This window comes from Nitrosomonas sp. H1_AOB3 (genome assembly GCF_015709435.1).
Lineage (GTDB): Bacteria > Pseudomonadota > Gammaproteobacteria > Burkholderiales > Nitrosomonadaceae > Nitrosomonas > Nitrosomonas europaea.
Window position 1 is genome coordinate 2,557,473 of sequence record NZ_CP054389.1, and the last position, 11,831, is coordinate 2,569,303.

The following is an 11,831-nucleotide window of genomic DNA, read 5'->3' on the forward strand; positions in this document are numbered from 1 at the left end:
TTACTGACTGTTAACCCGGTCAAATACCACAATATGGTCAGTTTGTGGCCTGATGCCAATTTTCTCACCAATGGCATGATCGTAGTGGCTGGAAATCAGTGACAGCACACTCTGTCCGCTGGCAAGGCGTAACGTATAAAGAAATTGTGCACCGCGGAACGCTTTGTGTACTACGACAGCCCGCAGCGAACTATCGTTATCATGAATAACATCATCAGGGCGTATCAGTACATCCACTTGGCTGCCCGCAATTTCACGGGATGAATGGCCCGGGTGATAAATGTTTCCGGCCAGGGTACCCAACTCGGTTTCCACTTTATCGGAGTGTGTGACTTTTCCAGGAATCAGTGTGCCCTGCCCGATGAAATCCGCGATGAAACGATTTTCGGGACAATGGTAGAGCGCATGTGCGTTGCCCCACTGCATCATTTTTCCAGCATGCATCACACCTATTTTGTCTGCAACGGCAAAAGCCTCCGCTTGGTCGTGCGTAACCAGAATCGCAGTAATGTTCAGTTTCTTGAGCAGCTCGCGTATTTCCTGGCCCAGGTACTCACGCAAACTTACATCGAGATTGGAGAACGGTTCATCCAGCAATATCAGGTCAGGATAGGGGGCCAGTGCCCGCACCAATGCCACACGCTGCTGCTGACCGCCAGATAATTCATGCGGGTAACGATTGGCTACTTCCATCAAACCGGTGATCTGCAGCAATTCGGCAACCCGATGAGCCCGTTCTGCTTTGGTGCTGCGGTGCAGACCAAACCCGACATTGGCGGTTACAGTCAGGTGCGGGAACAGCGCATATTCCTGAAATACCATACCTACCCGCCGTTGCTCGGGTGGCAGAACGAATCCGGCACGGCTGACAGAAATTTCATTCAACCGTATTTCACCGGATACAATCGGCTCGAACCCGGCGATACAGCGCAAAACAGTCGTTTTGCCGCAACCGCTTGGACCAAGCAGGCAACCGATCTCGCCTTTTTCCAGCTCGAATGACAGTTCATTCACGATAACCTGTGCGCCATAGGCGTGGCTGATTCTGTCAAGTTCCAGCAATGTACTCATTTTTGAGTCAGGTTTCGGAATGGCGTATCAGAAGAATGATTGGAATCAGTCCGGTCAGAATCAGTGTCAATGCAGGCAATGCCGCCTGATCCCATTGTCCTTCAGAGGTTAATGAGAAAATGCGCACCGCCAGGGTATCCCAGTCGAAAGGCCGGGTCATCAGCGTAATGGGCATTTCCTTCATGACATCCACGAATACCAGTGTTGCTGCCGTAAACAGGCTGCTTTTCAACATTGGAAAATAGATCATTCTCAACATTGACCAGCCGGTAACACCAAAACCGGCGGCAGCCTCGTCGATGCTGCGTGTTACGCGCTGCAGCGCGCTTTCCAGAGGAAAGTAACTGACTGCGAGAAAACGGGTCATATACGCAACCAGCATGACCGTGAGCGTTCCCTGGATCAGTAATCCGGTTTCAACCCCGGAAATATTTTCGATCCAGTCACTCAGCAGATTATCCAGCCACGCCATCGGAATGAATATTCCCACTGCCAGTACTGCACCCGGTAAAGCATAGCCAACTGTGGCGAGACGAATGGCAAAACGCGTATAACCATCTGAATGGAGGCGTGCGGCATATGCCAGCATGGCCGCTACCAGACAGGTTATCAAGGCAGCCAGTACCGAAAGCAGAATAGAATGCCAGGCGAACTCGAGATAACGCTGATCCAGGCCGATGGTCAGCGCATCCATGGCCCATATACTCAACTGTATAACGGGTAATGCAAAAGCAAAAAACAGTACTGTACCGGCAAAACCGGTTACTGCCATTGCCTGCCAGCCGGTGAGCGGAATACGTTCAACCCGTGCACTTTTCCTGCTTTCAGAAAAACGCATCCGCAGGCGGAACCGTTGTTCTGTCATGATGATGACAAGTACGATCAGAATAAGCAGTGAAGCAAGCTGCGAAGCAGTTGACAGGGAAAACATGCCGAACCAGGTTTTATAAATCGCGGTGGTGAATGTATCGTAGTTGAAAATGGAGACTGTACCAAAATCAGCCAGCGTTTCCATCAGAGCCAGCATGATGCCGGCAACGATCCAGGGACGTGCCATCGGCAGTACTACTCTGAAAAAACCTTGCTGACGAGTGAAGCCCAGAGATTGGGCAACTTCCAGCAAACGTTTTCCCTGTGTCAGAAAGGCATCGCGTGAGAGCAAATAGACATAGGGGTAAAAAGCGAGTGTCATTACGATTGCCACACCCGGCCCGCTACGTATATCGGGAAACCAGAGCAGATCAGAGTTGAACCAATGACGCAAACTGGTTTGTACCGGCCCGGTATAGTCAAACGTACCCAGCGCTACAAAGGCGATTACATAGGCAGGAATTGCCAGTGGCAGGAATAATGCCCAGGAAAAAAAACGATACCCGGGAAACCTGTAAACCGAAGTAAACCAGGCGAGACTGACTCCCAGGAGAGAGGTTCCCACTATGACCCCCAGTGAAAGCCATAGGGTGTTCGTCAGCAGACTCGGTAGCGTGGTAGAGATCAGATGTTGCCAGATCTCATCATCCGGCGAGAGAAATGAGGCAAATACCACGCATACCGGTACAAGCACCACACCGGCCACCAGAAATGGAAAGACGCGCCAGGCGCGTCGAATTCCATATCCGGCTTCGCAACTGGAATGCTGCTGGATGTCAGATATTGCAGCCGGATTGACGGAAGAAAAATCGTTTTTCAAATGAATCGCACTCTAGCGGTATCCTGCACGATCCATCAGCCGGACTGCATCGGCTTGTAATTCACCCGCCTGCACGATACTTCTCGGATCTCCCCTGAAACTGCCCCAACTATTGAGCAGCTCACCATATTCAACTTTTGGATTGGCGGGATATTCCATATTGAGTTCAACAAACAGTTTTTGTGCCTGTTCGGAAGAAAGGAATTCCAGTAACCGCACGGCAGCAGCTCCATGTTTGCTGTACTGGATAACACCCGCACCGGAAACATTGACATGTACGCCAGTCGTGGCCTGATTTGGCCAGAAAATTGCCAGGGGGAGTGTCGGATTTTCACGCATCAACCGGCCGTAGTAATAGGTATTGACCAAAGTCACGTCACAGCGTCCTGCTGCGACAAATTCCAGTGCAAGCGTATCATCTGCAACTGGGTCGGTTGCGAGATTATCTACCCATCCTTTGACGATGCGTTCAGTTTCAGTCTCGCCCAGCTCTGCAATCATCATCGCGACCAGCGACTGGTTATACACTTTTTTGGAAGTGCGCAGACATAACCGATGCTTCCATTTCGGATCAGCCAGATCTGCATAGGTGGACAATTCTTCAGGTTTGACTTTCCGGGTATTGTAGACAATGGTACGGGCGCGAACTGTCAATCCAAACCATTGCCCTTGCGGATCTCGCAAATTTTCAGGAATGTTGGCTTGCAGAACAGGAGAAGTAACCGGTTTCAGCAACCCGTTGCGAGCAGCTTCCCATAAGTTTCCCGCATCCGTCGTGATGAGTACATCAGCAGGTGTTCTTTTACCTTCTGCGAGCAGGCGGGTCAGTAATGCACCTTCCTTGTCCGTGGTGAATTTGACAGTGATGCCGGTTTCTTTGGTGAAGACGTCAAATAAAGGTTTGATCAGTTGCTCGATTCTTGACGAATAAACGACAATTTCTTCCGCCTGTGATGATATCGGGACTGCAAACAAAAAACCAATGAGCAGAAAACTGCTGCACCAGCGGCCAACATGACCGGAAAAAATGAAAGAACGGGACATAATTTTAACTCCGGGGTTGAACAAGCGACATTCGAATCCTGCCAGTGAAGACGAGGAGGGAAAGTTCAGGAAACGCTATATTCTGTCTTGAAAACATTGCCTGACCGGGACTGTATAGCTTCAACAAGAATAGTTATCAATCAGGATTTTTGTCAAGGCAAAATAGCAGATCGCCGAGTGATGGCCTGCTTAATCGTCCCGCAGACGGACTGCAAGAACGTCACATTTTGCGTAATGCAGTACACTGTTGGCCGTGGAGCCCAGCAGCAATGCGAGCCCGTGCCTGCCATGTGATCCGACCACGATCAAATCAACATTTTCCTGTTCGGCAATACGAATGATTTCCTCTCTGGGTTCTCCCCACACCAGCCAGCGGTGAGCAGGATCGATGCCTAATGTGTTGCCTATCTGGCTCAATTTCTGCTTTTCTACATCTAGCATAGCATCATAGGTCGTTTCCGTATCCAGGGGAATGGCCGTGCCGTAAGGTGTATCAGGCATGGGGATATTGTCCAGCACATGGATGAGGCTGAGTCTTGCCCCGATTTGTGATGCCAGATTTCTGACTTTCTGCACTACTTGACTATCCTCAGACGAGAAATCCACGGCAAGCAGAATGTGATGATAAACAGACATGGTTTTTCCTGACGGGTTGATGAAACGGAATCGATGATTATTGTCTTTGCAGGTAGGTCGACAGAAAATCAGCGATCTGCATTTCGTAACTTTTTCCTGCAAAGGTATGCATATTGTAGTGACCGGCACCTTCGACAATCCAGAGTTCCTTGGGAGGTAGTGCTGCATCATACAACCGTTTTACTTCAGATTGAGTCGTATGTCTGTCGAGCGTGCCTGCGATAAATAGGACGGGAATGGCAATATTACCGATCCGATCGACAGGATTCAGTTGATTGACCAATAAATCGAGAAGGAAGGAGAAATAAGGGAGCAGCAGAAACTGCAGATATTCTCCTGTATTCCCCAGATGCAGTTTAAGTCTGTTTGCAACTGCTTCAGCAAAGGTGGGATGTAGAGATTCAAGTATCATGGCATCGAGTTTGAGCGGAGGATTGGCCAGTACTATTGCGGCGGCACCAAGCGTTGCGCCAATGGCAGCGATGCGATCATGTGGAAAAGTACTCCGGAGATAGCCGACTGCGGCTGCGACATCGGCTGATTCACGCGCACCGAAGGTAATGCGGTCTCCAGGTGTTTCTCCATGCGCTTGTAAATCGATCATCAGCACGTGGTAGCCCTGGTTATTGAGAAATCTCGCACGGCCAAGCATTTCAAGGCGGTTGCTGCGCATGGAATGTACGAGCAGAACTGCGCCATGTCCGCTCATTCCGTGCGCCAGCCAGCCATGTACGGCATACTCATCGTTGACAGGGATCTGAACCGTTTCTACCGGGAAGTCCGGCAGCAAAGTTTCTACAGCAGTGGGGGCTGATCCTGTTACGATTTCACCCAGTATGATGGTTACAGCACTGATAATCAGCAGTGCTGTAACAAGCTGAAGCAATATCCAGCGAATTACCCGGTTATGCATTTCGAGTTGTAATTGTCAAGAATCAGAAGGATGATGGCAGCGGCCACTGGAAATATTTCCTGTTTTTGCGCTAAAAATAAAGTTTAATTGCAGACAGTCGATTCAGGGAGCTTGGGCTCGCTCGCGTTTTTGCAGAAAACCTATTTTAAGAGATCAAGTAAAGATGTCAGGATTTTGTCATCTCCCGGATAAACCGTCTCTGATCATGTTAGTCCTGATATTCTCGGGAGTAAGTCTGGGGGGGTGCACAACCCAACAATCCAGATCCATGGTACCGAAACAATCTGCCGGCCTTAAAGCAACGAACGCAGGAAAAACAAGAAATATCGAGGTTATCCCGATTCCGGAAAAATTGCCATGCCAAAGAACATGCCGGGATGAAATCATAGCGCTGAAACAGAAACTCGCAGAAAAGGATGAGCTCATTCGCAACCTGAATGCTCGAGAGCAGGATCAGGCACAGGTTTTGCAGGAAACTACAAGTGAGATCAGTCGTACCAAGAACAAATTGCACCGTTTGGCCACACAGCCGGAAGCTGCCTCGAAAATAGCCGAAGTGGAAATTGCCATCAATGCAGCCAGACAGGCGGTATTTGATGAATCAGATGCTGTTTTCCAACTTTTGGCACAGCGTTTACTGGATGCGGCGATGGTTGCCTACAGACAAAAGGATTACAGCGGTGCAATGAATCATGCTGCGCAATCCGGTGAGCTGATTGATGCGATAGCCAACCCGGCCAGAAAAGCGCTGGAATCTCAGGATGCCACACTGATTTTTCGTATTTCGATTCCATTGCTTGTTACCCGAACCATCAGTCTGCGGGCGGACCCGACCGATCATTCCAGGGTAATCGGTTCACTGGAAAAAGATACTCCCTTGACTGCTACTGCGTACAGCGGCAACTGGCTGCGTGTACAGACCAGGGATGATCTGTCTGGCTGGATTCAAAGCCAATCGGTAGATGTTCGGGTTGATAGCCAGAATTTTCAAAAATAGCAGACGATCGAATTTCCAAGGCGCAGCGGCGATTGACGATGGCCAACAAAACTTTTTTGGCCAGCAGTTCGAGAGAAAAGATGATTATTGGCTTTTTCTCGGTTTCTTCTGCTACAGTATTCCCTGATATTCTGTCAACATAAAAGGTGAGTTTATGTATAAAACCAGAGTCATAACAACATTGGTAGCGGGGTTCATTATTTCCGGGTGTGCCGATATGAGTGGTACCCAGAAAGGTGCAGGAACAGGTGCACTGATTGGTGCGGGAACAGGTGCAGCAATCGGTGCATTGGCCGGGGGCGGTAAAGGAGCTGCGATTGGCGCTGGTGCCGGTGCCGCGTTAGGGGCCGGGGCCGGTTACCTGTGGTCGAAAAAAATGGAGGAACAAAAGATACAGATGGAGAATGCCACTGCCGGTACCGGCGTAGTGGTATCACAAACACCGGATAACCAGCTGATGCTGAATATTCCCAGCGATATTTCTTTTGACACGGGAAGTGCACAAATAAAGCCCGATTTCCGTCCAATTCTCGACAGCTTTGCAACCAGTTTGCTGAATAATCCAGGTACTAGGGTAACGATTGTCGGACATACCGACAGTACCGGTAGTGATGCCGTCAATAATCCGTTATCGGTTAATCGTGCAGCCAGTACGCGCGAATATCTGGCCAGTCGCGGTGTGCCTTTCCAGCGAATCCAGATCGACGGCCGCGGTTCGTATCAACCGGTTGCTTCGAATAATACTGCTGCAGGCCGTGCCAAAAATCGCAGAGTGGAGATTTATGTTTCAGAAACCCGTGATGAAACAGTTCAATGAACTAACAGGGAAAGGATGATCGATATTCATGGCTGATACAGAAAATATCAATAAGGAAAAATGGGAACATGAAACGCTGCGGGAGTTAGTGTTCACTTCTCTGAAAGAACAGAGAAAAGCTCGTAACTGGGGTATTTTTTTTCGTTTGCTGATGTTCTCCTACTTGTTTGTGCTGCTTTTCTGGGGATTGGGCTGGCTGGATACTGAAGTGGCAGGAGGGACTGGAAAGCATACTGCATTGGTTGATTTACGCGGCGAGATCGCCCCAGATGGTTTGAATAATGCAGAAAATATCAATAACGGGCTGAAAAAAGCATTTGAAGACCGGAATACAGCTGGAGTGATATTGCGGATTAACAGTCCCGGAGGGAGCCCGGTTCAGGCAGGCTCCATCAATGATGAAATTCGTCGGCTGCGTATCCGGTATCCAGATATTCCCTTATACGCCGTAGTCGAGGATATCTGTGCTTCGGGTGGCTATTATGTTGCTGTTGCAGCAGATAAAATCTTTGTGGATAAGGCCAGTGTCATGGGATCGATCGGTGTGCTGATGGATGGATTCGGATTTACCGGTACGCTTGAAAAACTGGGTGTGGAACGTCGTCTCCTGACAGCAGGGGAAAACAAGGGATTTCTCGATCCTTTTTCACCCTCCGATCCGGCACAAAGAGAGCATGCAAAGAAAATACTGGCTGAAATCCATCAGCAGTTTATTCAGGTGGTTCAGGACGGCAGAGGGGATCGCTTGAAAGACAATCCTGAAGTTTTCAGCGGTATGGTGTGGACGGGAGCTAAAAGTGTGGAGCTTGGCTTGGCGGATGCATTGGGTAATGCGGATTATGTTGCTCGTGAAGTCATTCAGGCTGAACGTATCGTCGATTTTACCGTCCAGCAGGGGATTGCAGAGCGCTTTGCCAGGCGGATCGGCCGGGTGGCAACAGATTTCCTGTCTGAAACCAGATTCACATGGTTTATGCGATAACGTTATATCAGCACGCATTTCACAGGTAAATTTCTTCGAGCACCCGAGTTACTCCGGTTTGCCAGTGAGGAAGACAAAGCTGGAACGTATTACAGAATTTCTCTGTATTCAGACGTGAGTTCAAGGGACGCCTGGCTGCCGTGACAAAAGCTTCGCTGTGAACCGGGATGACTGCATCCGGGTGGACCTTGATCGGAATATCGTGTTCACGGGCAAAGTCCAGTAAAAACCGGGCATAGCTGTACCAGGAGACTTCCTCGCTGGCAGCAACATGATAAACGCCTGATTTATCAGGGTATTCCAATAGTTGTGGAATGGCCTGAGCTGTTATATCAGCCAGTAGTTCTGCTCCGGTAGGCGCCCCGATCTGATCATCGATGATCGTCAGTTGTTCTTTTTCCCGGGCAAGTCGCAAAATAGTTTTGATGAAATTCTTTCCGCGAGCGGCATAGACCCAACTGGTACGCAGGATCATATATTTGCAGTTTGATTTTCGGATCTGTTCTTCTCCCCGTAATTTACTCAGGCCATAAATATTGATAGGTGAAGTAAGGTCTGTTTCCTGCCAGGGACAATTACCACTGCCGTTGAATACGTAATCGGTAGAGTAATGAATCAACCAGGCTCCAATTTGTTCAGCCTGCTGCGCCAGTAATTCGGGTGCCTCGGCATTGATACGAAAGGCCAGCTCCGGTTCACTTTCTGCCTGGTCAACTGCGGTATATGCTGCTGCATTGACAATGATGTCAGGACGGATGGTTTGCAGTGTATGAGTAATCCCTGCCAGGTCTGCCAGATCACCGCAATAGCGCAAGTCCTGTTTGTCCGGAGCAATCAACTCCCCTAGCGGAGCCAGACTGCGCTGCAGCTCCCAGCCAACCTGACCGTTCTTGCCAAAGAGCAGAATTTTTATTGGGGTCGCCCGATCTGGCATACGTTCTGTTCCTCCTATAAAGCTGGTACTACCAATCATCGGGGTCGTTGCCATATCAGTGAGTCGAGACCTGGTTGATCTGGCTGGGGTGCCAGGCTACAACCAGTCCGGTGCTTCCTTCCGAGATCTGGAAGTTACAGTCGATACCGATTCCGGCTACCCAGACGAGCTGATCTTCGCAGAACAGTAGTGGCAAAGTATTGCGCACCCATGGAGCAAGCGCAGCTTCCTGCAGAATTTTCTTCAGGCTGCGGCGGGGGCGTTTACAATCCGGCTGAAATCGTTCTCCCCCGGATCTCGATCGGATCGTCACGATCTGCCCGTTCAACCTGGCTGGATCGATTCCCATATTGTTTTGCCGTGTAAACTTGAGCACGCCTTGCAATGATTCTATAACCAGATGCTGTTCACCTTGCCAGACTACGGGTGCGATTGGTTCCGGCAATGAATCAGCAGGCAAAAATTCGATCAACCCGCGGTGGCAGCGAATTTCGAGGGTATCCACTATAAACCGGAAGTGGTTGTCGGGCTGGATGTTATTCAACTGACGCAGAATTTCTTCGAGTTTTGTTGAATTTGGTAATCGAATCAAGCGCTGTGCCAGCAGATAACGCAGTAAATTTCTGGCACGGGCAGGCTGGAGTTCGCGCAACCCTTGCAGGCTTAATCTGTTGGTAACCAGCGTATTTTCAGCATCGATTTCCGCCAGCTCATCCAGTAAATGAGCGGCTTCACCAAGGTGTTGGGTGGATCGGAACAGTGTCTTGCGGTAAGCGGGGGAGCGCTGTTCCAGTAAAGGTAGAATCTGGTGTCGTAAAAAATTACGATCATAGGATGTATCCAGGTTGCTTTCGTCGGTAACCCATGACAAACCATGCAACCTGGCATAATTCAGAATTTCCGAGCGCGGAATATTGAGTAAAGGCCTGAATAGCCTGATTGTTTTGCCCGGTTCAAGTAATCTGACTGTTGGCATAGCACTAAGCCCCTTGACGCCGGCACCCCGCAGCAGTTGCAGTATCAGCGTCTCGACCTGATCATCCTGATGCTGGGCCAGCATGACATAGTCTGCCTGGATATGCTTGAAGATCTGATAGCGAGCTTCTCTGGCAATGGCTTCCAGACTTTCCTGTGGCCGTCTGCGGATCTTTAAACGGTGTATGGATAGCGGTATGGCGAGGCTGTCACAAAGCGACTGGCAAAAAGCACTCCATTCACCCGAGTATGTACTGATGCCATGTTCGACGTGGACTGCTGATACCTCCAGCTGCATTGATTCTGAAAACGTTGTGAGCAGGTGGAGTAATACTACTGAATCCACGCCGCCACTGAGGGCAACTGTAAGGCGATCACCAGGCCGGACTTGTGCGCGCAGATTGTGGAAGAAGCAGTCGGTTATATCAGTCGGGCTGATTGATTTTGAATCTGCCATATCCCAACAGCCGATCAAGGCGTTTCTGCAGCAATGTCTCCAAAGGAATATCCTGCAGTTTTCGCAGTGATTCCTGTAAGGTCTGTTTGACAGACTGCATTACTACCGGGTAGTCGCGGTGCGCACCACCAATGGGTTCTGGAATGATGCTATCGATCAAACCCATTTCTTTGAGCCGATCTGCGGTGATACCCAGTATCTCGGCTGCATCGGATGCTTTATCTGCGCTTTTCCATAAAATGGAAGCACATCCCTCGGGTGAGATGACTGAATAGGTCGAATATTGCAACATTAGACTGGTATCACCTACGGCAATTGCCAATGCACCTCCCGACCCGCCTTCACCGATGATAACGCAGATAATGGGGATTCTCAGTCCCGCCATGACATACAGATTTTTGCCGATAGCCTCCGATTGCCCGCGTTCTTCGGCATCTATTCCTGGGTAAGCACCTGGAGTGTCAATAAACGTGATCAGCGGGATTGAGAATTTTTCAGCCAAACGCATCAGCCGGAGTGCTTTTCGATATCCCTCGGGTTTGGGCATACCAAAATTACGGTGAATTTTTTCCTTAGTATCCCGGCCTTTCTGGTGCCCGATAATCATGACGGTCTGCCCGTTGAATCGTGCCAATCCGCCTACGATAGCCTGATCATCTGCAAAATTTCTGTCACCATGCAGCTCCTCGAAGTCCGTAAACAGATGTTGTATGTAATCAAGTGTATATGGGCGTTGCGGATGACGTGCCACTTGTGAAATCTGCCAGGGTGTGAGTTTTGCATAGACACTTTTGGTCAACCCCAGGCTTTTTGTCTGCAGACGGGCAATTTCGGCTGAGATATCCAGCGCGGAATTATCCTGGGCAAAGCGTAACTGCTCTATTTTTGCCTCAAATTCTTCAATACCTTTTTCAAAGTCCAGAAAGACGATTTTCATGCCAGCGGATTTGGTTAAAAGCGCGATGATACAGGATTTGGCCCGTATCGTTCATGCTTGAGACGGACAGAGAACTATTTATAAGCAGAATATTGCAGCACCTCCGCTGCATGCAACGGGGTACAGGGAGGTCAATAAATACCTGTAAGGGAATTTACTGTTTGACTACCTCGAACCCGGCACCTTCTATTGCCTGGTTGACAACTTCCTCTTTGAGAGACTCATCGTGTTGAATCACTGCCTGCCCATCATTGAGAGATACTTCGACACTGTTGACTCCTGGTATTTTTCCCAATACGGTCTTGATGCTGCTGACACAACCTCCGCAGGACATTCCTTTGATATGAACAATGGTCGTCGGCATAAAAATTCCTTGTA

At 49.4% G+C, this 11,831-nt stretch carries 12 protein-coding genes; 3 read left to right on the forward strand and 9 right to left on the reverse strand.

Annotated elements, in window-relative coordinates; genetic code table 11:
• From HRU73_RS11960 to HRU73_RS11980, 5 genes are all read right to left on the reverse strand, one after another.
• The gene (locus tag HRU73_RS11960; protein ID WP_287398822.1) at positions 1-1,071 is read right to left on the reverse strand and encodes an ABC transporter ATP-binding protein; all 1,071 of its coding nucleotides are present in this window, start codon (positions 1,069-1,071) and stop codon (positions 1-3) included.
• Positions 1,072-1,078: 7 nt separating this feature from the next.
• The gene (locus tag HRU73_RS11965; RefSeq protein ID WP_276680042.1) at positions 1,079-2,638 is read right to left on the reverse strand and encodes an ABC transporter permease; all 1,560 of its coding nucleotides are present in this window, start codon (positions 2,636-2,638) and stop codon (positions 1,079-1,081) included.
• Between the two features lie 135 nt (positions 2,639-2,773).
• The gene (locus HRU73_RS11970) at positions 2,774-3,805 is read right to left on the reverse strand and encodes an extracellular solute-binding protein (RefSeq protein WP_287398823.1); all 1,032 of its coding nucleotides are present in this window, start codon (positions 3,803-3,805) and stop codon (positions 2,774-2,776) included.
• Between the two features lie 189 nt (positions 3,806-3,994).
• On the reverse strand, positions 3,995-4,441 hold the full coding sequence (locus HRU73_RS11975; protein ID WP_011111637.1) for a universal stress protein: 447 nt from the start codon (positions 4,439-4,441) through the stop codon (positions 3,995-3,997).
• A gap of 37 nt (positions 4,442-4,478) precedes the next feature.
• On the reverse strand, positions 4,479-5,354 hold the full coding sequence (locus HRU73_RS11980) for an alpha/beta hydrolase (protein ID WP_287398824.1): 876 nt from the start codon (positions 5,352-5,354) through the stop codon (positions 4,479-4,481).
• Between the two features lie 268 nt (positions 5,355-5,622).
• Between HRU73_RS11980 and HRU73_RS11985 the strand changes: the two genes are divergently transcribed.
• The 3 genes from HRU73_RS11985 to HRU73_RS11995 all read left to right on the forward strand — a co-directional run bounded on the left by HRU73_RS11985 (position 5,623) and on the right by HRU73_RS11995 (position 8,150).
• A complete protein-coding gene (locus tag HRU73_RS11985) occupies positions 5,623-6,351 on the forward strand; it encodes an SH3 domain-containing protein (protein WP_234988986.1) in 729 nt (242 codons plus the stop codon).
• Between the two features lie 154 nt (positions 6,352-6,505).
• Positions 6,506-7,168 (forward strand): YiaD family glycine zipper/OmpA-like lipoprotein, encoded by a 663-nt coding sequence (locus HRU73_RS11990; RefSeq protein ID WP_011111634.1) that lies wholly within the window; start codon positions 6,506-6,508, stop codon positions 7,166-7,168.
• A gap of 28 nt (positions 7,169-7,196) precedes the next feature.
• Positions 7,197-8,150 carry a S49 family peptidase gene (locus HRU73_RS11995; RefSeq protein ID WP_287398825.1) on the forward strand — a complete coding sequence of 318 codons (954 nt, stop codon included), beginning with the start codon at positions 7,197-7,199 and terminating at the stop codon, positions 8,148-8,150.
• Positions 8,151-8,169: 19 nt separating this feature from the next.
• On the opposite strand, the gene rfbD is transcribed toward HRU73_RS11995, so the two are convergent.
• The 4 genes from rfbD to HRU73_RS12015 all read right to left on the reverse strand — a co-directional run bounded on the left by rfbD (position 8,170) and on the right by HRU73_RS12015 (position 11,817).
• Positions 8,170-9,084: a dTDP-4-dehydrorhamnose reductase gene (rfbD, locus tag HRU73_RS12000; protein WP_276679866.1), complete on the reverse strand. Its 915-nt coding sequence runs from the start codon at positions 9,082-9,084 to the stop codon at positions 8,170-8,172.
• A gap of 55 nt (positions 9,085-9,139) precedes the next feature.
• Positions 9,140-10,516 (reverse strand): tRNA lysidine(34) synthetase TilS, encoded by a 1,377-nt coding sequence (gene tilS, locus HRU73_RS12005; RefSeq protein WP_287398826.1) that lies wholly within the window; start codon positions 10,514-10,516, stop codon positions 9,140-9,142.
• The gene (locus HRU73_RS12010) at positions 10,485-11,453 is read right to left on the reverse strand and encodes an acetyl-CoA carboxylase carboxyltransferase subunit alpha (protein ID WP_281870923.1); all 969 of its coding nucleotides are present in this window, start codon (positions 11,451-11,453) and stop codon (positions 10,485-10,487) included. Before HRU73_RS12010 ends, tilS begins: the two co-directional genes overlap by 32 nt.
• A gap of 154 nt (positions 11,454-11,607) precedes the next feature.
• Positions 11,608-11,817, reverse strand: coding sequence for a heavy-metal-associated domain-containing protein (locus HRU73_RS12015; protein WP_276679860.1), 210 nt, complete (start codon positions 11,815-11,817; stop codon positions 11,608-11,610).
• Between the last annotated feature and the right edge of the window lie 14 nt (positions 11,818-11,831).